This window comes from Parasegetibacter sp. NRK P23, from assembly GCF_023721715.1.
Taxonomy (GTDB): domain Bacteria; phylum Bacteroidota; class Bacteroidia; order Chitinophagales; family Chitinophagaceae; genus Parasegetibacter.
Map to the genome: position 1 here is coordinate 1,948,356 of NZ_JAMDLG010000001.1, position 23,249 is coordinate 1,971,604.

The window sequence follows — 23,249 nt, forward strand, 5'->3', positions numbered from 1 at the left end:
CGGGGATACACTGGGTCGGAACACGGTCAGCAGCCGGGGAAAATGATATCGGTGGCACCGGGTCAACTCGGGTAACCGAGACTTGTTTCAAGGGTGAAACAGTTGACCGTTCTGGCTTTGGACAGCATAAGCCGGATAAAGTACATTCCCCAAAGGCAAAAAAGATTTTAACGGTATTTAAGTGGGCAAAAAACGGGGTCAGCGATTAGAAAAACCCTGATTTCACCCGATTTAATGCTCTATCTGCATATAGCTAATATCAATGCAGTGAAACAACACATGTGCGTAACTTTAGGCCGTTCAGTTCGTGTTAACTCTCTGGTTTATTGTTTATTTGCAGTTCGCCCGGAATTTCCTGGAAAGATCATATTAACGGAAGTAACCGGGCGGCAAAACAGGTTCGAATGAAATTCTCACATTTACACGTACATACTCAGTTTTCTTTGTTGGATGGCGCTGCATCCATCCAGGCGCTCTATAAAAAAGCGATCAAACACAATATGCCGGCGCTGGCCATCACCGACCACGGAAACATGTTCGGGGCCTTCGAATTCGTGAGCGAGGCTTATAAACATAAAAATGAAGACGGTTCGCTAAAAGTAAAGCCCATTGTTGGCTGTGAGTTTTATGTGGTAGAGGATCGTTTCCGCAAGCAGTTCACCAAAGAAGTACGTGATGAACGTTACCACCAGGTGCTGCTGGCCAAGAATGCCAAAGGTTACGCCAACCTCATCAAGTTAACTTCACTGGGTTATACGGAAGGACTGTACAGCAAATATCCCCGGATCGATAAATCCCTGATCGAAAAATACCATGAAGGACTGATCGCCACTACCTGCTGCATCGGCGCTTACGTGCCGCAAACCATTCTTCACGATGGTGAAGAAGCCGCAGAGAAAGAATTCAAATGGTGGCTGGATCTTTTTGGCGAAGACTTTTTTATAGAATTGCAACGCCACAACATCAAAGAACAGGAAGTGATCAACGAAACGCTCATGCGTTTCTCCAAAAAGTATGATGTTCCGGTAATCGCCACGAATGATTCCCACTATACGGACCGTGATGATTACAACGCCCACGATATCCTGTTGTGCATCAATACCGGTGAAAAGCAGTCAACCCCTGGGTTCGATGATTTCGTGAACGATGAAACACAGATCAAAAACCGGAGGTTTAAATTCCCGAACGACCAATTCTATTTCAAGAGTCCGGAGGAGATGGCGACCCTTTTCAGCGATATCCCACAATCTATCAGCAATACCGAAATGGTGGTAGAAAGAGTGGAATTGCTGAACCTGAAAAAGGACATCCTGCTGCCCGCGTTCCCTATTCCGAAGGAGTTCCAGGTCCACGAGGACAACAACCTCAACCAATGGGAATACCTGCATTACCTTACTTATGAAGGCGCGCGGCAACGTTATTCAGAACTGACCCCGGATATTACGGAACGACTGGATTTTGAACTGTTCACCATCAAAACGATGGGGTTCGCCGGTTACTTCCTGATTGTTAGTGATTTTATCAAGGCAGGGCGCGATATGGGCGTATTCATTGGCCCCGGACGTGGTTCCGCGGCTGGAAGCGCCGTAGCTTATTGCATAGGCATCACCAATATCGACCCCATCAAATACAATCTCCTTTTCGAAAGGTTCCTCAACCCCGACAGGAAGAGCATGCCCGATATTGATACGGACTTCGACGACGAAGGCCGCCAGCGGGTAATCGAATATGTGGTAGATAAATATGGAAAGAACCAGGTGGCGCAGATCATCACCTATGGTACGATGGCCGCCAAAATGAGTATCAAAGACGTGGCGCGGGTACTCGACCTGCCCCTCTCCGACTCAAACATGCTGGCCAAACTGGTGCCCGATAAACCGGGCATAGAACTGGGTCGGGTTTTACAGGCCCCGCTTACGGCCAAAGATGGCGAAAAATCGCTGGAAGCGAAAGAAGGACTTGGTCCGGAGGACCTGGAGAACGTACGCAAACTCCGGAGCATCTATCATGGAGACGATATTCAGGCCAGGGTATTGAAAGAAGCGGAAAGGCTGGAAGGTTCAGTAAGAAGCACCGGTATCCACGCGGCGGGCATCATCATCGCCCCGGAAGACCTGATGAATATTATCCCGGTGAGCACCGCAAAAGACTCTGACCTGCTGGTAACCCAGATTGAAGGCAGTATCATCGAAGACGCCGGCGTTATCAAAATGGACTTCCTCGGGCTGAAAACGCTGACCATCATTAAGGGCGCCCTGCGCATGATCAAGGAGAATTATGATGTGGACATTTCCATTGATGAAATTCCCCTTGATGACCAGAAGACTTTTGAACTGTACCAGAAAGCCGAAACAAACGGTACGTTCCAGTTTGAAAGTCCCGGCATGCAGAAGTACCTCCGTGAACTGAAGCCCGACCAGTTTGCTGACCTGATCGCCATGAACGCCCTGTACCGTCCGGGGCCGCTCGCATACATACCCAACTTTATCGCCCGGAAACATGGCACGGAGGAGATTGTATATGACCTCCCCGAAATGGAGGAATACCTGGCCGAAACATACGGCATTACCGTTTACCAGGAACAGGTGATGCTGCTGAGCCAGAGCCTGGCCGGCTTCTCGAAGGGAGATGCGGATGTGCTGCGGAAAGCGATGGGTAAAAAGCAGAAAGCGGTACTGGATAAAATGAAGGCCCAGTTTGTAAAAGGCGCTTCCGAAAAAGGTCACGACGAAAAGATACTGGATAAAATATGGACCGACTGGGAGGCCTTCGCACAATACGCCTTCAATAAATCACACTCTACCTGCTATGCGTTCGTAGCCTATCAAACGGCATACTTAAAGGCGCATTACCCCAGCGAATACATGGCTTCGGTATTGAACAACGCCGGAAGCATTGAAAAGATCACCTTCTTCATGGAAGAGTGTAAGCGCATGGGGTTGAAAGTACTTGGACCGGATATCAACGAATCCCAGAAAGGGTTCGCCGTGAACAAAAAAGGGGAAATCCGCTTTGGGCTGGGTGGATTAAAAGGAGTGGGTGAAGCGGCAATAGAAAGTATTATTGAAGAGCGGAAGAAAGGTGGTCCTTATGAAAACATCTTCGACCTGGTGCGCCGGGTAAACCAACGCGCGGTCAATAAAAAATCAATGGAATGCCTGGCTTATTCGGGTGCGTTCGATTGTTTCCCGGAGTTCCACCGTGCCCAGTATTTTCATACCCCGGCAGGAGACAATACCAATGGATTGGAAAAGATCATCAAATACGGCAACGTTTACCAGGGCAACCAGCAACACACGGGCAACAGCCTGTTCGGCGCCATGGAAATGCCTGAGATCGCGGTACCGAAAATACTTCCTTGTCCCGAATGGAGTCTTATCGAATTACTCGACAATGAGAAGCAGGTAACAGGCATCTTTATCAGTGGCCATCCGCTCGACAACTATCGTTTTGAAATGACCCATTTCGGCATAACTCCCGTCGCGGAATACAATGAATACAAGGACAACATCCTCACGCAAACCAACAGGAACAGGAGTTTCCGTCTGGCAGGCCTGGTAACAGATGCGCAACACCGGCTCACCAAAACGGGCAAACAATTCGGCATATTCAACGTGGAAGATTACAGTGGTAAAATGGACATCGCGCTGTTTGGTGAAGATTACGTGCGGTACAAGGATTATTTCACGCCGGGCACGGTTTTGCATATCGTAGGAGCGTTCAAGAACAGGTTCAACCAGGAAGATAATTTTGAATTCAAATTGTCGCAGATCACCCTGCTGGAAACGCTGAAGAAAACCATGACCAAACAACTTATCCTGGACATGTCTCCTAAAAGCGTCTCCACAGAACTGATTGAATTCCTGGAAAACAACTTCAGGACCTACCCCGGCAAAACCGGCATAAGGTTCAATATCCTGGACCATGCGGCACAGAAAAGGGTGAGTCTTTTAACAAGTGAAACCGGCTTTGAAATGAATGACGAAATGGCCGTCTTTTTACAGGAGCATCCTGAAATTGACGTACGTGTGTTAACGAATTCACAGTAAAACTGACAGAACTGGCAAATTCGCCAAATGGGTGTAAATTTGCAGCCTTATATCAAAAATAAAATTAGCTAACAAAATAAAATCAATCATTATGGCTTTAGAATTCACCGACACGAACTTCCAGACCCAGGTGCTGGAAAACGATAAACTGACAGTAGTTGACTTCTGGGCTGAATGGTGTGGCCCCTGCCGTGCCATCGGACCCGTTATCGAAGAACTGAGCAAGGAGTATGACGGTAAAGTAAACGTAGGTAAAGTGAATGTTGACAACAACATGGCACTGAGCACCAAATACGGCATCACCAGCATCCCCGCCATCCTTTTCATCAAAGGTGGTGAAGTAGTAGACAAACTGGTAGGCGCACAGCCGAAAGCCCGTTTCGTTGAGAAGATCAACGCACACCTGTAATACAATTCCTTTCTATACAGGGCCATCCTCCGGGATGGCTTTTTTTATGCCCATATTTCCCTATATTGCCCCGATTATTACCTACTAACAGAAATAAACACACCGGATGCTGCATTGGGAAAATCTGGGCCGCGGTGCCATTGGCATGTTCTTCCTTCTTTTTATCTGTTACCTCCTGAGTAACAACCGTAGGGCCATCAATTGGAGACTCATAGGCATTGGCGTGGTGGCGCAAATATGTTTCGCGCTGGGCGTATTAAAGGTGAACTTCATTAAACTATTCTTCGGATGGATATCGGATAAGTTTGTTGAACTGATTAACATTGGCCACAAAGGCACCGAGTTCATCTTCGGCAAACTGGCGGATCCTACCGGGAACTGGGCTTACGTGTTCGCGGTACAGGTATTGCCGAATATCATCTTTTTCGCCGCGCTCTCCGCCATGTTGTACTATCTCGGTGTGCTGCAAAAAATCGTGTACGTATTCGCGTGGCTCCTGAAAAAACTGGGTATCTCCGGGCCGGAGAGTGTATCTACCGCTGCGAACATATTCCTGGGTCAGACCGAAGCGCCGTTGATGATCCGCCCCTTCCTCGATAAAATGAACCGTTCCGAGATACTCTGTATTATGGTGGGTGGCATGGCCAACACAGCGGGCAGCGTACTCGCGGCTTATGTAGGTTTTCTGGGTGGCAACGACATCGATCAGCAAAAGTACTTCGCGTTGCACATGCTCAGCCAGTCGATCATGAGCGCACCTGCCGCCATCGTTGTCTCTAAACTTCTTTTTCCTCAGACCGGTAATGTGATCCGCGAATTAAAAGTCCCCAAAGAAAAGATCGGCGACAATTTCCTGGACGCTATTTCCCTTGGTACGACCGATGGTCTTAAACTGGCGGTGAACGTAGGCGCTATGCTCATCGTATTTACCGCCCTCATGTACCTCTGCAACTGGGTACTGGGTTCCGTAGGACATTGGTTCAGCATCAACGACGATATCGCCCGTTTTACCAACGGCCGGTACGATTCCCTTTCCCTGCAAATGCTGCTCGGCTACATCTTCTCCCCCGTTGCGTGGATGATTGGCGTGAACAGTGCCGAAATGATCCAGGTCGGGCAACTGCTGGGCGAGAAAACCATCTTCAACGAATTTGTGGCCTACATCTCATTCGGAGAGATGAAAGGTTCCGGTGCCATTTCAGATCCCAAATCCATACTCATTACCACCTATGCACTTTGCGGTTTCGCGAACTTTGCTTCTATCGGAATACAGATCGGGGGCATCAGCCAACTGGCGCCCAACCAACGCAAGAACCTTACGGAACTGGGCGTTAAAGCACTTATTGGTGGTACCATTGCCTGTTTGATGTGTGGCTGTATCGCCGGCGCGCTGTTCTGATTTAAGGCGGCGGCTCCTCTTCTCCCCAGGTATCTTCTTCCATAAGGAGCAATGATTGGGCTATGCCGCATTCCAGGCATTTCCGTGGTGCGCAATACTCGTTGGTCAATTCCAGCAAAGCCTGTGTGTCGGCCGCGTTACTGGCGCCAACACCTAGTTTGTTCCATGCGGTAATCCTGTTGTTGGTTTCCGGTTGCAGTGCCCAAAGCCACTTCCCCACCCTTTCCAATAATTCTTTTTTCCGGTGCACGACGCCATAAGCGAATACCATAGGCGCTACGGCATTCAATACGAGCGACTCGAAGAGCTGTGCGCCCATTTTCTTTGCACAGGCACCGGAGGCTTCATCAAATCGATAATGGGTTTCCCAATAAAGGGAGGCGGAACATTCCAGTATCTTCTTCAGTTGCTCAAGGGTTTCAGCCGCACAGAACCTGGGCAGCAGCCGTTGCCGCAACGGTACAAGCGCAGCCAGTTGTGAAAGCCTGATGCCTGGAAAGGCCGCGGGTCTCATTCTTAGCAGTTTCATCTGAAGCGCGGGCCGTTTGAGCCTGTACTTTTTTTCGAGGAACCTGAACTCTTTCTGTAAAGCACGTGGGTATTCATCACAGAAATTCCCTTCCAGCATTCCTGCCTGCCCCATCAACAAGGCTTCTCCCCGTAATGGATGAAACGATTCCCTGATCAGTACTTTCAGTGGAATGGAGCGCGACACATTTTCAAAAGCATCCCTGTTTACGGGCAGTCCGAAGGCCCTGGCCAGCATCCACCAGTTCACTTCTTCCCAATCGCTGTTGTTTTGCTGTAACATCATACATACCAGGTTTGCCTTGCTCATCATTCTGCGGTGCAATAACTTTTCCTTCCATTCCCGCCATACTTCGGGGTTTACTTTATGCAGCATACGGGCACAGGCAATCGTTTCCGGCTGACGCATCAGCTTTTCGTAATGTCCCAGCAATATGGAGGCGACCCTTTCTTTCATTTCCAGCACGGGAATATCGGGCGCTTTATCATCATGCTCCCACACCACATGCAAGATCACGTTTTTGTATTGTGCATCCCGCTCGTGCGCATGCCTGAACCAGTCTGAACTTTTCAGGTGCATTTCAATATTTCCGACCAGTATCGTTCCATCGATCCGTATCGTAGCCAGCAGAAAGTCAGGCCCCTGGTTCCTGTTCCAGCTTCCCCTTTGTATCACCTGTAACGCCTGTCCCTGGATCGTTCGCAGATCCCGCACATCAAAACTGGCGCTTTCCCATATATATTGCAACAGCCGCTCCGATACCATACTTCACTTCTTTTTCCAAAATTAGCATGGGCCCTATTGTCATACAAAGGTGAAAACACCGGAATGCAATGCTGTTTTCACGGGGTAGAAATTCCGGAAAAAACGGATAAATAGAAGATCAGATCACGGTATTCTTCCTACTTTCATTCAATGAACAACACTTCCGAAAAAACGATTCTTTCGCTGCATGATACGCTCCGCATCGTGAAGCAAACGCTGGAAGATAAGTTTCCCGGAACCTGGTGGATCAGGGCCGAAATGAACAAGCTGAATTTCTACCAGCAATCAGGACATTGCTATCCGGAACTGGTGGAAAAATCAAATGGTAAAGTGATCGCGCAGATCAGGTCAAACCTCTGGCGCGACGACTACCAGCGCATCAACCGCCTGTTTCTTTCCACCATTCATGAGCCGTTAAAAGAAGGTATCAAAGTATTGCTCCTCGCAAAGATCAGTTTCGATCCGGTATACGGCCTTGCCTTGCGCATTCTTGATATGGATCCCGCTTATACACTGGGAGACCTCGAAGCAGAAAAACAAAACAGCATCCGTTTGTTAAAAGCGGAGGGCCTGTTCGATCAAAACAGGCGACATCTGCTGGCGCCTGTTCCCAACCGTATCGCCATTATTTCAGACAGCACCAGTAAAGGATACGCGGATTTCATGCGCGTGCTGAATGAAAACCAATACGGGTACAGGTTCGGCACGCTGCTGTTCCCTTCTTTGTTGCAGGGTGCGGGTGCCGTATCCGGCATCATCAACCAGTTAAAGCGTATTCATAAAGTACGGCATCATTTTGACGCGGTAGCCATTGTACGAGGCGGAGGAGGTGATGTGGGACTGTCGTGCTACAACGACCATGCGCTTTCCGCCGCCATCGCCCGTTTCCCGCTGCCGGTGCTTACAGGAATCGGGCATTCCACCAACGAAACCGTGGCGGAGATGGTGGCCCATACGAATTGCATTACGCCAACCCAGTTGGGAGAAGTGCTGATCAGGCAGGTGAACGCTTTTGAAGCACCGGTTCTCGCGGCAGAAAAATACCTCGGTCAAACACTGCCCGCATTGCTTAAAGAAAAGAAACTCGCGCTGGACAATACTTCAAAATGGTTGCATGCGGCGGTACGCAAGGCGACGGCTGCCCATGCAGCATCTGTTCGTTTACAGCAGACTTCTTTGGTGTGGTACGCCAATCGCGTCCTGGAAAAAGAAAGGGAGAAACTGACCCGCAACCGTGAACAGTTGGAGCGTATTCCATTCAAATTACTGGAGTTCAATTCAACTGCACTCAAACATCTGGAAAACAATATTCGCTTGTTGAGTCCGGAACAAACTTTAAAACGCGGTTACAGCATTACTTTGTTTGAAGGACGTGTTGTTGCTGATGCGGGAAAGTTGGAGCCCGGCAGCAAACTGGTTACCCATTTGTACAACGGTACAATAGAAAGTTCTGTAACTTCCCATGTTGAAAATAAAATCAATGAGTGAGCAACCTGATTATACGGCCGCGTTCCGGGAACTACAGGAAATTGTAACAGAACTGGAAAAAGGTGAGGTAAGTGTGGATGTACTTTCGGTGAAAGTGAAAAGAGCCGCGCAACTGATCTCCATTTGTAAGCTAAAACTTACGCAAACCGAATTGGATGTGCAGGAAGTATTAAAAGAACTGGACACTTCCGAATAAGTTATGCTAATCACCAGGCTTACTGATTTCCACGGCATAAACATTTGTATGGCCCTCGAAATTAGCCCTGAAGATGATCCATTTACCATCGGAACTAAAGTGCACATTGGGTTCCAACTTGTAATTGTGGTGCTTCATGTTCACCATTTTCTGAGATATCAGCCTATCCCCTTCCGGCCTGAAGAGGTATATCCACTCACCGTCTGGCGCTTTGGCCACCTGCCCGGGGTCGCCGCCATCTCCGGCGAATAATTGCTGGTCCGGCGAAATATTAAAGTGAATGCTCCATTCATTTCTTTCGAGCCTGTATTTTTTCTCCTTACCTGTTTTAACATCGGCGCCGGCTACAAAGAAGGTGACGCTTCTTGGCTGTTGTAAATCGAACCAGATGGTTTTGCCATCGGGCGCGAACCATTCGTGTCCGGCAATCTCCATGTCCATTGTACGGCGGTGCATCAGCATCGTATCTTTTGTGTGCACATTGATGGTCCAGATCCGGTCACTTTGTGCCAGGGTCCTTCGTGGCAGAACATCAGCAAATCCGGATCTGTAGGGGAAAACTGAACATGGTTAAGCCAGGCGCTGTCGGTGAATATCTTTTTAAGGGAACCCGTGTTTACATCAATGGTAAAAAGTGTTCGCGGTTCCCGGGCCTCGTAGATGAGGTTAAAATAACTTGATTTGTTGGGATTGGCTTTGAAGATATCCCTTTCCTTCGGACTGCTCCAGGCGCCGCCCAGCAGGGTTTCGTTGCTGTTGATGGTCGTGATATTGCCTTTGAAATCAGCGGGAAACCTGAATACCAGTTTGGTCGCTTTAGTGGTAACATCCGTTGCGAAAACGCTGTCGTTTAACTGGTAATACACTTTATTTGATTTCTTCGCTACAATTTCCCCGTTCATGGGATGGGGAAGAAAACTGAGTTGTTCTATTTTTTTCGTTTGAAGATCGACACTATACAATTGCTTATTGGCGGCGGGGATATTGCCGGTTTCCTGTTTCACGGAATCATTTTTGGCGGTATGCAGGTAATCCGTGCCGTAGAAGATCATTTTGTTCCCGATGAAGGGGTTGTTGTGGAAGTAGAAACTCATGTTGTTTCCTTCCCTCCTGGTGAGTTTGATCACTTTATGTCCGGTGGATTTATCGATCCATTCGTCCGGCATTTTTTGTCCGCCGGTTTCCATAACTGGTTGTGCATACAATTCGGTTGTGCTGAATGCCAACACGGAAGATAGCAGGATGACTGATTTCATTTGCCAATCGTTAGATATTGAAGTAAGGATTTTTATGGCGGTTGATTGTCCTGTACAATCCTGCCACCTGGGGAAGCCGGGAAAATATAAATGCTTTTGCAACCATCTTACGTTCTAGGCCTGAATATGCGCTGAAAAGTTTCAATATTCTTACCTCACAGCTATGAATAATTGAAAATTAATTCCCCTTCTCGAAAATCGATTTCCCGATATCGTAAACTTTATCCATTTAAGAAATGGAATTTCGCAACCTCAACAACGAGCTCTGATGGCTGTGGCGACAAATCCTGAATTTCAATCTTTTACAAACCAAACAAGTGGTACATGGCGTTTACGCGCACAACAGGTATTCCTTATCGTGCTGATACTTGGGGCTGCGTTAGGGGGAACTGCGCAAGCAGTGCCGGTCAAATTGACCATCAGGGATAGTGTTACGAATCAGCCGCTTGCATTTGCGACCGTTCAAACAACTGATCTTCAGATGCGGTGGATGGCCAGCGACAAAGGTGAGCTGACGCTGAATACCTCTAACACAACATTGCTTGTTTCTTACGCCGGGTATGCGTCAAAGGAGATTCACCCGAATGGAATCAATGCACGCACCATACTGCTTCAACCTCAGAGCCTCCGGTTGAAAGAAGTGGAAGTAAATGGAATCCGTACAAGGGCGCAATCCAACTCCTCTTTTCTTATTAACAGGGCCGCCATTGATCAGATACAAGCTTACAGCCTGGATGATATTCTGCAACTCCTCCCGGGGAAATCCATAACCAACACCAACCTTCAGGGCGCAAGGGCCATTACGCTGCGCGGCGCAAGTACGCTTGCAGGCATTGGACAGAACAATGCTTTTGGCGTGGGGATCATTGTAGATGACGCGCGCATTTCAAATAACGCCAACATGCAAACGGATGACGTTGGCAAATGGGGCGCATTCCGGACGTTCAGCGCCTCTGGCTACAGTTCCGGCGATTACGCAGGTGGTGGTTTTGATATCCGCCAGATCCCGGCCTCCAATATTGAAAAGATAGAAGTGATCGCAGGTGTGGCACCGGTTAAATACGGCGATGTTACGGATGGTGCCATATTGATTGAAAGACAGGCCGGACTGGCACCTTACCGCGGCTCCGTTAGAATGCAGAACGGCATCACGAACATGTCTGTTGGTAAAGGATTCAAACTTAAAAAGAACCGCGGCCTGCTTTCCGCCAGCTTTGATTACATCAATAGTGTTGCAGATAAAAGAGATAAACTGAAATCGTATAACCGTATTTCGGGAGGAATCATCTGGACGAAAAACCTGAATGCTGCTATAAAGAATACCTTCAGTCTTGATCTTTACAGTAACCTCGATAATGCCAAAACGAATCCGGATGAGAACAATTTCAGGTTCACTTCATTCAAAAATTATGGCACAAGGTTATCCAACAGAATTAGTTTTCACCTCCGGGAGAAATGGCTGGAAAGCATACAGTTCAACGTTAACGCGTCGATAGGCGTACAACACAGCAAGGACCAGTATTACCTGAACTATGGTGTGTTTGGATTGTCGGCTGCCGACCAGACAGGTACGTTTGAAGGCAGTTTTATTCCGCCAAATTACATCGCGCTCCGTGAAATTCATGGTGTTCCCTTCTCCTCCGGCATGAGGATAGAACTCAACAGCAGACCGGTTGGGAAAGCTGTTGTTCACCAGTTTTCAATGGGAGCAGACGCTTCTTATGATGACAATTTCGGCAGGGGGCGTTTGTTCGATCCCCTGCGCCCGCGCTTTAAGCCGCAATCATTTCTTTCAGAACGCCCCTATTATTTTGCAAACGAAATCAATCTCGCCCAGGGAGGCCTGTATATACAGGATCAGATGAAGGTTCATATCGGCAATGCCATATTCCGTAACAATTTCGGCATGCGGATGCAATTAATGGGAAGCAATGTTTCTGTTAATCCCAGGATGAATGCAGCCCTGGATGTATCGCCCGGTTTGCAGTTCAACTTTGCCTATGGCATCAGCACAAAGGCGCCCGGTCTGGCGCATCTTTACCCCGGACCGGTGTACTACGATATTCCCCGCTTGAGCTACTATGTACCCAATAAGCCCGAGGAGAGCGTATATGTAGGACATACGGAAGTGATCACCACCACTATGCAAACGGCAGGACGGCTACAGCCAGCCATAAGCCATACGTTGGAAACAGGCGTTTCAGGCCGGTCGGGGCTTTTTCATTATACTTTGTCTGCATACCTGAAAACCAACAAAAAAGGGTTCAACGCAACACCGGTACTTTACCCTTTGTATCTACCACAACTGGTGGTAACAGGAACCCAGCCGGGACAAAAACCCTCCTATGGGCCTAACGGGAGCGACGAACTGTTCGTGCTGCGGTACAATACCATGAGGAACCTGCTGTTCAGCCAGACAAAAGGTTTGGAGTTTTCAATAGGCCTCAGGAAGATACCTTCTATCCAGACTTCATTCGACCTATCGGGTGCCTATACCAATTCATATTATTACAATCCGGGAGAGAATTATCTTGTGCCCGATCCGCTTGATATGCGGCTGGAAGCTATTATAGGCATTCACCAAAGTACCCGTTACAGAACGCAGCAGTTTGTAACAACATTGAGTACCGCACACCATATTTCCGCCATCGGATTGTTGGTTAACTGGCGCTTTCAGACCTTCTGGCTGAACGGTACCGACAGGTACGCGTATGATGGCCTTCCCATTGGGTACATTTCAAATACATTTGAAAAAGTTTACCTGGATGCCAAAGACCGGGGAAGCGACGCCTACCTCCTGCTGCGCCAGAACCCGCTGGACCCCACAGATTCACGCCAACCCATCGTTTACGGAAACTTCCACCTCAGGATTTCTAAAGCCATCGGGAAGAAATACAGGTTCTCTATGTATGCCAATAACTTTTTGAATATCCGTCCGACCTATACCAATCCTTCCGGGACGAAAATTATATACAACGAGGCACCGGCATTCGGGGCGGATATCAGTTTTGAACTCTGACAAAAACGCAAAAAATATACAGAATGAAAAAGATGCTATACCTACTGGTGGCCATCACGCAAGTGGCCATGATCGTTTCCTGCAACAAAAAAGAATTGCCGTTCATTCCGCCTTCCGATGTTACGGTGAACATATCCTATGCCACCACCTACGATTACCTGCCGCTGGAAGAAGTAAAAGTGTCTATCCGGAACACTGAAACCGGACAACAATATGAAAAAACCGCAGGGGCGGAAACAGCCATTCTGTTTGAAGACATCCCGGCCGGATTTTATGACGCTACCGCCCAAATCAGTTTTTCCCCCGAAAAATTCCTGGCGCTTTCAGGCTATGTTGAAAAAGATACGGTGGTGTTCAGCGCCACTGCCACCCGGCAGGTCATCAACGCCAATTTATCCAATGTGCTTACGCTGGCCCTTAATACAGGGAAAACCGGCGACCTGTTGATAAAACAGATTTATTATGCCGGCTCCAATACTACAACAGCAGCAAGTTTCAGGGATCAGTTCATTGAAATATTCAACAACTCCACGGAAGTGATTTATGCAGACAGCCTTTACATCACACAACTGGAAGGATACAGGAGCGCGTCGCCCAACAGCACCGGCGCATTCAGGCCGGATGGACAATACGACTGGCAGCGTGCTTACGGAATGCCGGCCAACATCAACGCGAATACTGATTATGTTTATTGTAAAACGATTTTCAGAATTCCCGGCACAGGAAAACAGTACCCCATACAACCCGGAACTTCCATCATCATCGCTCAAAACGCGCTTAACCACAAATCTCCTTACACCGGCGTAGATGGTACCGCCATTACACCACAGCGTCCGGACCTTACTATCGACCTGAGTGGCGCAGACTTTGAAGCTTACTATGGTACAGGCAGGTTGAATTCTGATATTGATGTTCCCGCCATACCCAATATGATCGTTATACAGGACTATGGCTTTCAGGATATGATTCTGGACAACCCGGGTCGCGACGCATTCGCGATTTTCCACTACAATGGAAGGATCGAAGACCTGCCCGGTTATGCCGTGCCACGTATGGATGGTGCCGCTCCTTCCGCCAGCGCCAAACTGGTGTACCAGTTACCCGTAACAAACCTGATTGATGCAGTGGAGGTGCAGCACGCGGTGGCCTCCAGCCGTTTTCCTAAAAAGCTATGGGCCGGAATTGACGCCGGGTTCGCCTTTGTTCCGGATGGACAGTATTCCTCTCAAAGCCTGATCCGTAAAACAAGCCGCCAGGTAAACGGCAGGAGATTTTTGAAAGATACCAACAACTCAACTGAAGACTTCGACTATTTCGAACTTGCACAACCCCGCGGTTTCAAAGATTAACATGTACAGCAGATTCCACAATATTTCTCTATTCCTGGTACTGGCATTTCCGTTTACCGCTTTCACGCAAAGCGGTAAACTTTCTTTTGATGCCACCGGCACTTTAAACGATTGGTATAAAAATGCAGTTACCGTGCAGGGCGGCGCGTGGATGCTTCCAAGCGACAGCATGAATGTGGTTACCCTGCTATATGACTATAAAAGCGGCGGCCTGAGGAAAAGTCAGGTGGCCAGAACGCAGCGAGACATCACTGTGGAAACCTATGGCTGGCAACCCCTGAACAAACTTTTGCTGAGCGGGTATTTTGGTTATGCCCGACACCTGCACGACAGTGTATCATGGAGTCTGGCTCCACGTGAACCCTTAACCGCAGAAGGCAATCCCTATTATTACGCATCCAGAAAGGCCGGTAACTGGGATGATGAACAATACCAGATCGGCGGAAACCTCATGCTGCCACTGCATCAGAACTGGATGGCCGGAGGCGGCGTCCGGTATAAGGCAGGAGCGGGCGCCAGGAGCAATGATCCCAGACCCCAAATGAACAACCACCAGGTAGACTTTTCCGCAGGTGTAGGGTACAAACGCAATGCGTTTAAAATACACCTGGATGCCTCCTACGGATACGGGTCTGCTGAACAGGGAGTAACCTATAGTAATGATGACGATAACAACACGCCCGCGGCAGTGGATTACATCGTGTATGATTTCCTGGGGTATGGCTTCTACCGTTACCGGGCCGCACTTCGCATGGAACAACGCGTGAAGCTATGGCGCACCGGTATTCAACTCAGCATGCCCATGGCTGGAGGAACCATGTTCCACCAGGTGCGTTACAGTCGCCAGACCGACAGCAGTTTCAGGGAAACAACCGGCGCCTCAGGCGTAATATTCGATGAACTCGGCATGTACACGCTGAATGCGTTCCAGGGAAACCACAGATGGATAAAACGTGGCCTGATGGCATTTCTGCTATGGGATATGAAGACCGGGGAGGATTTTAATAAAGTATTGCTGAATGGATTCAATTACAGGTACAGCCGCAAACAGGCGGCATTCGGTGTAAGGTTTCAACATAAATCAGGATACGTTTCAGGATGGTTATTCCAGGGCCAGACAGGATTTTCGCAACAACAGTGGCAGGACGGCAATACACAGCACGACGCGATGGACGCAGCCGTAACCGTTGATTTTTCGGCATCTAAACGGTTCCCGGTCAGGGAAAAAAATGGATGGGAAGTCTATGGAACTTTTGGCGCACGGGTAAATACATTGAGTTACCTCAATGCTCCCCCGTCACAAATCAACCTCTTCACCCAGGCCGTGGCTTATCCCAACGCACAGTACGCGCAAACGGATCAGTTTAAAACCGGTACCGCGGTTACCTATATTCACCAGTTACTACCGGGAAAATATATGCGCTGTTCGCTGTTCGCGAATTGTGATAATGCGTTGAACGGATATGACACCCCATTAAACAAAGCCGATCCGTTCGTTCCATCCGGCAGGCGTTTACATGCAGGGGCCAGACTACAATTTCTTTTTTAACTTGCGCATTCATGAAAGGCAGAAATTTCAGGATCATACTCGCGATAACGGCGGCCCTGGCAGTTGGCCGGGCATTTACAACGCCCCCTACACCCGACGATAAACGGATCGCATGGAAATCTTTTTCAGATTCCCTCCGGAAATGGTACCAGGCACCGGTTGACAAATGGCCACGCCCGGTTACAGATTCTTCTGTACAATGGGTGGAACTGGGACCATTACCTGAATCCGTTATTGCTGGCGACAGTTCCCTCCGGCCCATGGTAGAACTGGGGAAATTCCTTTTTTTTGACCCGCGTTTATCCGGTTCAAACCAGATATCCTGCGCCACTTGTCATGAGCCTGAACTGGGTTGGACGAATGGCCGCACCACTGGTATCGGTCACGACCATGTTGCAGGAAGCCGGAATGTGCCCTCCCTTTTCAACATTGGTCACCTGCGTGATTTTTTTTGGGACGGCAGATCACCTTCTTTAGAACAACAAGCGGTAGCTCCGATCAGCAATGACGTGGAGATGCATGAACTGCCCGGACAACTGGAAGAAGAACTGGCGGCGATCCCACTTTACAGGAAAAAATTCAAAGAAGTTTTCAGTACCGAACAGATTCACCTGGACCAGATCACAAAGGCCATCGCCACTTTTGAAAAGAGTATCACCAGCAGAAAGGCCCCCTTCGATCTTTTCCTGGAAGGGAAATTCAAAACCATGAGCGATGAACAGGTTTATGGTCTTCATATTTTCAGAACTAAGGCCGGCTGTATGAATTGCCACAATGGTCCACTGTTTACCGATCAGCAATTCCACAACATCGGGCTCAGTTATTATGGCAGAAAATTTGAGGACTTCGGAAGGTATGCTGTGACCAAAAGAAAAGAAGATGTGGGAAAATTCAGGACCCCTTCCTTGCGCGACGTAATGCTTACCCGTCCATGGATGCACAATGGCCTTTTCGATGATATAGACGGGATTATTAACCTCTATAATGCAGGTGGCGCAAGACCCAAACCCAGAAACGAACAATTAAAAGATTCGCTGTTTCCTACCACATCAGTGCTCCTGAAACCGCTGGGGCTCTCAGCGGAAGAGAAAAAAGCCCTGGCCGCGTTTTTACAGGCCATCAGCAGCAATACATCCTGGAGAATGCCAAGACCGGTTTATGGGAATGAATAATATGAACCATCACGTTGAAAGTATCTGATTAGAAAAGTGCTAAAATCCTAAGTCTGAGGATTTGAATTAATCCTGTCCGTTACAAACAACAAAGGACCACCAAAAACGGCGGTCCCTTGTGTTGCTTGCGTATGAATGTAGGCTTATTGGTATCCGGGATTCTGGTAAGCGGCTTTTTCTTCAGGCGTCATGTCCAATCTGTCCAGTTGGAAAATAGGAATGGGGCGCAGGTAATGTTTGGGTTCGATGGTACGCCTCACCAATTGCGGCGTATGGCTGCCGTAAGTAGCGGCGGCGATTTCATAAGAGCCCGCCACTTCATTCCATTTCTGAGTACGTACAAGGTCGAACCAGCGGTGTCCTTCACCGAAGTATTCGCGGGAACGTTCCGCCAGAATGTAGTCAATGTCGATGGTACCCGGAGTGGCTGCCGTCATCGCCGCACTGTTATCCGCTACGAAAGCGGCGTTGTTCTTATTAGAGAAGGTCCACTTTCCGGCACGTGCGCGGATCACATTGATGAGCTCTCTTGCACTTTTACCTGAAACCGTGGTAGCGCCTTTTACGGCAGCTTCAGCCGCGATAAAATAAAATTCGGAGAATTTAGCGATTTTGAACGGACGGGTGCTGGTAGCATTCGGTTGTCCGAGTCCTGAACCGTTGTCCGTTCTGTAAACGCCCAGTTTCCAGAGATTGGGGAATACGATGCGGCTGATTGCACGTGGTGTAATCACAAAATCCGGACGACCGGGTATCACGCCTGCCCCTACTCCATTGGATGATTTGCCCGGGAAAGATGGGCCTGTTGGGTAAGTGATTTGAGGCGCTAGTGTTTCATCATCCAGGAAACTCAGTACGGGCTGTCCGGGTGTTACCGGCAGGTCGTTAGCATTGTACAGCACCGTGTTGGCTGTACCACCCTTTGGCCAGTTGCCCCGGTATACGGTGGCGAAAGTGCCATCATAACGGGAATCCAGTGTTTTGTCGGCGAAAGTAGTAGTGAGCGCACCAATCGTAGGGGCCATGCGGGTGTATGGACGGCCCAGTCCTTGTGCTGCTTCCCGCTGAACAGAGCTGATACCGGCACCTGTACCATCCGCGTTGGGCGCGCTTCTGATTACGGTATAGTTCCAGGTCACCATCCAGGACGCTGAGTTTCTACCGTTTCCTGCTTCACCATCGAAACAGGCCAAACAGGCGCCATTGTAAAATTCATTTTCCTGGGTATGATCAGCATAGAGAATCATCTCCTTGTTGCGGTCGTTTCCTCCGCGGTGAAGGTCATAGAAACTGGTTTCCAAACCGAAAGGACCGGGATTATCGATACCCGCAACCGCTACATTGTATGCATTTTGGAAATACCATTGTGCGTCTTTGCCATCGGGATCTGTTCTCGCCGTTTGTGGATACGTAGGTATATTATTGGGATTCTGCAGCCACCAGCCATAAGTAAGATAAGCTTTTGCCAGGTACAACCGGGCCGCTGTTTTTGTAACGCCGCCCGTTACGCGTGGACCATCAGGGAGATCATTGATCGCCTGTATCAGGTCAGGAAAAATAGCTTTGGTATATACTTCGGGCACTGTATTCCTTACAGATTTCCTGGAGGCGGAAGTGTTAAACTTCAGTTCACCCGCACCGAGATCCAATGGCACACCTCCGAACGTTTGTACCAAGAGGAAATAATCAAATGCCCTAAAAAATCTCGCCTCTGCGATCAGTGCCGCTGAAATGGTGCCTACTACTGCAGCATTCTCAATGATACCACTTGCTGTGTTGATGTTGGAGAAGGTTACCTCCCAAATAGCATCGGACCTGCTACTGGCGGAGTTGAGGTTTCCGACACCGCTCAGGTCTGCATCCCGGAAGTTGGCATCGGCGCTGGAAGCGTAAGTATATTCGTCGGTACCGGTTTCCAGTGTATTATAAAAATATGGCTGACCATAAATAAAACGAAGATGGGCATATTGCGAGGTAATACCGCCTAAAACACCTTTCTCTGTTCTGAAAAAATCTGGCGTATAAAAACTGCGCGGCTGCTCGTCTAGTATTTTACTGCACCCGGCTAATGCAACGGTGGCAGCTATGATGGATGATTTTATCAACAAATGTTTCATAATCTAATGATTTAAAATGTCAGGTTAACACCCAGAATATAGTTGCGTGTGGAAGGGGTATTGAACCCTACGGTGAGGATGCGCCTCAAGTTTTGGCTGAGGTTAACCGCGGCATTCTCATTACCCAAAGAATTGGTTTCCGGATCCAGCCCGGACTCTTTGTGGAACGGAGAGAACATTACAAATGGATTCTGAGCTGTGAAATACATGCGCAACCTGGCACCGGCATTTTTGAGCAGGCTTTGGTTGAAATCATAACCCAATGTCATGGTCCTGATCTTCAGGAAAGAGCCATCGAAATAACTCAATGTACTGCCATACTTGGGGTTATCACCGGCGATGATTCCGCCGGGTTTCGGGTATTTGGCACCTGTATTGCTCTCACTCCAATAATCTATGTCAATATTATTCCTTCTTCCCGTAAGCAGGTTAAGGTAACCGTTGGAACCATGTAATGTACTGAAGAGAATACCACCGCTTCGGAAGATGCCCACGATGCCAAGGTCGAACCCTTTGTAAGATACACGGGTATTAAAGCCACCCTGGAAATCCGGGTCAACATTCAATACCTGCCTGTCGGCTGGTCCGATTGCGCGTACCGGTGCACCATTGGCATCGTAATCACCGGTGTACTTCACTTTAATCATCCCTACGTTTCCTCCCGGCTCAAGTATACTCAGGTAAGGATCATCTTTTTGCCACAGGCCTGTTTTTTCATAATCAAAGATCGCGTTGATGTTGTAGCCTACGAACCACCAGTTGCCTTCATTTCTTTGTAAGCCTGAGGCCAGAGAAGTAAGTTTATTGTTGTTTACGTAAAAGTTGGCCCCCATATCCCAGCTCCAGCCATTCAAGTTATCAATAATGGTTCCGTTTAGCGCCAATTCAAAGCCTTTGTTTTGAGTGGTGCCGATATTACTGGCGACAAGCGGTACGCCACTCGTTGGCGGAAGGTCGAGATCAAGCAAAACATCCTCGGTATTGGTAACATAGTATTCTACAGTACCCGAGAGCCTGTTTCTGAGGAGGGAAAAGTCAATGCCAACGTTCCATGTTTTGGAAAACTCCCAGCCAAGCTCAGCGGTAGGCAGCCGTGAAACGAAGAGTCCTGTACTATAATTTGTAGGGCCAAAATTATAAGGCCGGGTTGTTAACCTGCCCAGCGTTGAATAGGGATCCACGGCCTGATTGGAAGTTTTACCAAATCCCGCGCGAAGTTTGAGGTTTGTAATAGCACTTATATTCTGCATAAATGATTCATTGGTAATATTCCAGCCCACAGATACGGCGGGATAAGTGTACCATTTATTTCCTGGCGCCAGCCTGGAAGAACCATCTGAACGAAGCGTGGCGGAGATCATATACCTATTATCATAGGAGTACATCACCCTTCCCATGGCAGACTTCAGCCCCCACAATGTATAATTCTGGTTATCCGGGTTGACGGTAATTTGGCCCGCTGCTTGTCCCAGGTTGTAAAACTGAAATTCATTTGCGAGAATATCCCTTGCGGCCATATTGGAACGGGTATTTCTAAATTGTTCCACGGAATAGAGCGCCACAGCATTTATTGTATGCTTTCCTCCGAATGTGCGGTCAAAGCTCAGCAGGTTTTCCAGGGTCCAGTGGTAAGTGGTCCTGTTGTCTACTGATGCAGCAGATGCGGTGGTCGGGTTAAGTGCATCGCCAACTCCAGGACCAGTATAGTTACCATTATTAATTTGAATAAAATCAAGTCCGAGATTTGCCCTGTATTTAAGGCCCGTTAAAAAAGGGGCTTTTACTTCTCCGTACAATGCGTTGTAAGAAGCGACCCCGCGTGTTTCATCTAACCACTGGCTACTGTCACGTAAACTCTCAATCACATCTTTGGTATATACGAACTGATTATCAGCGATCATGCGGATACTTCTTTTGGTGGTACCATCGGCATTAAATGGAGTACTTAGCGGAGACATACTTAATGTACTATAAAGTCCCACCTGATTACCCTCACTAACATTATAATTGCTGTTGGTGGTTAATCCAAACTTAAAGTGTTTGCCCACTTCCTGGTCCAGGGCGCCTCTCAATGTGTATCTTTTGTATTGCTGTGTTGGGATCACGCCCTGGTTAAGGTAATACCCGCCACCAAAATTGTAATTGCCCGTTGTGGTCCCCCCCGAAAGGCTGATGTTGTGGTCCGTTACGATGCCAGTTTGGTAGAATAAATCCTGCCAGTCGGTATTGATGTCATTCGCTTCATCCGGACCATTTTGATACAGATTGCCAGCATCAGCGCGTAGCTTGGCTAATTTTGGGCCGTCCATCATTGGGTATTTGGCGAACACTTCCTGCGTGCCCACATAGCTGCTGTAGTTGATGCGTGCACCACGGTTCTTCGCGCCTTTATCTGTTGTAATCAATATCACACCATTGGCGCCGCGTGAACCATAGATTGCTGTGGCGGAAGCATCTTTCAGTACGTCTAAACTTTTGATATCATTGGGGTTGATATCGGCCAGTGAGCCCAAAAATGGAATACCATCCAGTACAATTAATGGATTGTTGTCTGCGGTAAGTGAACGTGTTCCGCGTATACGGATCTGCATTGTGGCACCTGGTCTGGTGGATGTTTGAGATATCTCCACTCCGGCCAGGCGGCCTTGCAAAGCCTGTGAAATGTTAGGTGCGGGCACTTCTCTTAATTTTTCGCCACCTATGGAGGCAACGGAGCCGGTCACCGCTTCCTTCCTTTGTGTGCCATACCCTACAACAACTACTTCTCCAAGGTCACTTTCTGATCTTGCAAGTTGAATATTGATGGTAGTTTCATCTCCTACGGTAACTTCCTTTACGGTATAATTAATGCTGGAAATCACCAACACCGCTCCTTTGGCGGCCGTGATGGAAAAGCTGCCGTCTTCCCCGGTGTTTGTGCCCACCGATGTACCCTTTACAATCACGGAAGCGCCAATTATTGGCTCCCCGTCTGGGTTCGTCACCTTTCCGCGAACAGTATTCTGAGCGAATACCGCCGTTCCGGTAAATAAAAGGAGCCCAAGTAATAAAGTAAAAGCAATTGTTTTTTCCCGTAAAAGCTTGAGTTGATGATACTTTTTCCGGGTTTCATTTTTTTTCATATTCATCGTTTTGGTTGAAACATGTTTAAAGATTGAAAATTGATACGTGTGCAAGCATTGACCATAATTTCAAATGATTTAAGAACAGTTACAAAGTTTCATTTCCGGGGATTTGATAAGGTTAAAAGAGGAGTTTTACTAATTAGAACTTTAAGAAGAAGTAATAAAGGCGCTGAACCGATAACAAAAATGATGGCGCGCGGGAAAGAGCAATCGTACGTTCCATACAGCATTGTTTATTTAAAATTCAATCGTTCGCAAGCTTGTTACAGCTTGCCGGAAACGAAAATAGGCAAAAAATCGAAAATAGCAACCGATTGCATAAAATTATTGAACACTTGGAAAAAAACGCCGATTCAGTTATTCTTCAATTAACTACCGCAGGTAAATACTGATTATTTCAGATGTTTAATTTCCGATGGTAGATAAAATAGTATCAATAATGATAAAAGGTAACCGATTGCATAAGATTACCTGATATCAACACTTATTAAATTCCAGCAGTAGAATGAACAATAATAAGAAGTGCGGATATTGTCTGGCAGTTCTTCGCCTTGCATCCTTATTAAATTATTGTTTGGCAATCCGGCACACAAATATGTTGAAAGGTATTCGGGTTATGTAACGCCCGCATAAAATATGGAGCTAAATCACGTAATCATGCGGCGAGTTCAATTTCTGTCTCATAACATTCTTTTTCCATTCAATGCATATGCGAAAATTGAATTCGGGTATTTTTTGACAATTATCAACATCTTTATTTCCACATTACAAATTCATGAAATGCTTTGCTGTAAAGGGGTTTGAAGTATTCGCCTTAAATACGTGTA

At 47.8% G+C, this 23,249-nt stretch carries 15 protein-coding genes; 10 read left to right on the forward strand and 5 right to left on the reverse strand.

Going from position 1 to position 23,249, the window contains the following annotated elements; all coding sequences use genetic code 11:
* The first annotated feature begins 404 nt into the window (after positions 1-404).
* From dnaE to M4J38_RS07960, 3 genes are all read left to right on the forward strand, one after another.
* Complete coding sequence (gene dnaE / locus M4J38_RS07950; protein WP_251759015.1) at positions 405-4,049, forward strand: DNA polymerase III subunit alpha; 3,645 nt, start codon at positions 405-407, stop codon at positions 4,047-4,049.
* Positions 4,050-4,125: 76 nt separating this feature from the next.
* Positions 4,126-4,458 (forward strand): thioredoxin, encoded by a 333-nt coding sequence (gene trxA / locus M4J38_RS07955; protein WP_308217824.1) that lies wholly within the window; start codon positions 4,126-4,128, stop codon positions 4,456-4,458.
* A 106-nt stretch (positions 4,459-4,564) separates the two neighbouring features.
* A complete protein-coding gene (locus tag M4J38_RS07960; protein WP_251759017.1) occupies positions 4,565-5,857 on the forward strand; it encodes a NupC/NupG family nucleoside CNT transporter in 1,293 nt (430 codons plus the stop codon).
* Position 5,858: 1 nt separating this feature from the next.
* On the opposite strand, the gene M4J38_RS07965 is transcribed toward M4J38_RS07960, so the two are convergent.
* Positions 5,859-7,151 carry a DUF2851 family protein gene (locus tag M4J38_RS07965; protein ID WP_251759018.1) on the reverse strand — a complete coding sequence of 431 codons (1,293 nt, stop codon included), beginning with the start codon at positions 7,149-7,151 and terminating at the stop codon, positions 5,859-5,861.
* 150 nt (positions 7,152-7,301) lie between these two features.
* On the opposite strand from M4J38_RS07965, the gene xseA reads away from it, so the two are divergent.
* Together xseA and xseB are read left to right on the forward strand one after the other, a co-directional pair.
* On the forward strand, positions 7,302-8,639 hold the full coding sequence (xseA, locus tag M4J38_RS07970) for an exodeoxyribonuclease VII large subunit (protein ID WP_251759019.1): 1,338 nt from the start codon (positions 7,302-7,304) through the stop codon (positions 8,637-8,639).
* Positions 8,632-8,835, forward strand: a complete 204-nt coding sequence (xseB, locus tag M4J38_RS07975) for an exodeoxyribonuclease VII small subunit (RefSeq protein ID WP_251759020.1) — start codon at positions 8,632-8,634, stop codon at positions 8,833-8,835. The genes xseA and xseB overlap by 8 nt, the downstream gene beginning before the upstream one ends.
* A gap of 6 nt (positions 8,836-8,841) precedes the next feature.
* Here the strand turns inward: xseB and M4J38_RS07980 are convergent, their stop codons facing one another.
* Complete coding sequence (locus M4J38_RS07980) at positions 8,842-9,291, reverse strand: hypothetical protein (RefSeq protein WP_251759021.1); 450 nt, start codon at positions 9,289-9,291, stop codon at positions 8,842-8,844.
* Entirely contained in the window at positions 9,291-10,091 is an 801-nt protein-coding gene (locus M4J38_RS07985; RefSeq protein ID WP_251759022.1) for an oligogalacturonate lyase family protein, read from the reverse strand. Before M4J38_RS07985 ends, M4J38_RS07980 begins: the two co-directional genes overlap by 1 nt.
* A gap of 268 nt (positions 10,092-10,359) precedes the next feature.
* Between M4J38_RS07985 and M4J38_RS07990 the strand changes: the two genes are divergently transcribed.
* From M4J38_RS07990 to M4J38_RS08005, 4 genes are read left to right on the forward strand one after another with little or no spacing between them, the layout of a single operon-like run.
* On the forward strand, positions 10,360-13,110 hold the full coding sequence (locus tag M4J38_RS07990; RefSeq protein WP_251759023.1) for a TonB-dependent receptor plug domain-containing protein: 2,751 nt from the start codon (positions 10,360-10,362) through the stop codon (positions 13,108-13,110).
* Between the two features lie 23 nt (positions 13,111-13,133).
* The gene (locus M4J38_RS07995; protein ID WP_251759024.1) at positions 13,134-14,459 is read left to right on the forward strand and encodes a DUF4876 domain-containing protein; all 1,326 of its coding nucleotides are present in this window, start codon (positions 13,134-13,136) and stop codon (positions 14,457-14,459) included.
* Between the two features lies 1 nt (position 14,460).
* Positions 14,461-16,008, forward strand: coding sequence for a DUF6850 family outer membrane beta-barrel protein (locus M4J38_RS08000; protein ID WP_251759025.1), 1,548 nt, complete (start codon positions 14,461-14,463; stop codon positions 16,006-16,008).
* An 11-nt stretch (positions 16,009-16,019) separates the two neighbouring features.
* Positions 16,020-17,180: a cytochrome-c peroxidase gene (locus M4J38_RS08005; RefSeq protein ID WP_251759026.1), complete on the forward strand. Its 1,161-nt coding sequence runs from the start codon at positions 16,020-16,022 to the stop codon at positions 17,178-17,180.
* A 143-nt stretch (positions 17,181-17,323) separates the two neighbouring features.
* Here the strand turns inward: M4J38_RS08005 and M4J38_RS08010 are convergent, their stop codons facing one another.
* A complete protein-coding gene (locus M4J38_RS08010; RefSeq protein ID WP_251759027.1) occupies positions 17,324-19,297 on the reverse strand; it encodes a RagB/SusD family nutrient uptake outer membrane protein in 1,974 nt (657 codons plus the stop codon).
* 11 nt (positions 19,298-19,308) lie between these two features.
* Positions 19,309-22,419: a TonB-dependent receptor gene (locus M4J38_RS08015; RefSeq protein ID WP_251759028.1), complete on the reverse strand. Its 3,111-nt coding sequence runs from the start codon at positions 22,417-22,419 to the stop codon at positions 19,309-19,311.
* Between the two features lie 48 nt (positions 22,420-22,467).
* On the opposite strand from M4J38_RS08015, the gene M4J38_RS08020 reads away from it, so the two are divergent.
* A complete protein-coding gene (locus tag M4J38_RS08020; RefSeq protein ID WP_251759029.1) occupies positions 22,468-22,794 on the forward strand; it encodes a hypothetical protein in 327 nt (108 codons plus the stop codon).
* The last annotated feature ends 455 nt before the right edge of the window (positions 22,795-23,249 follow it).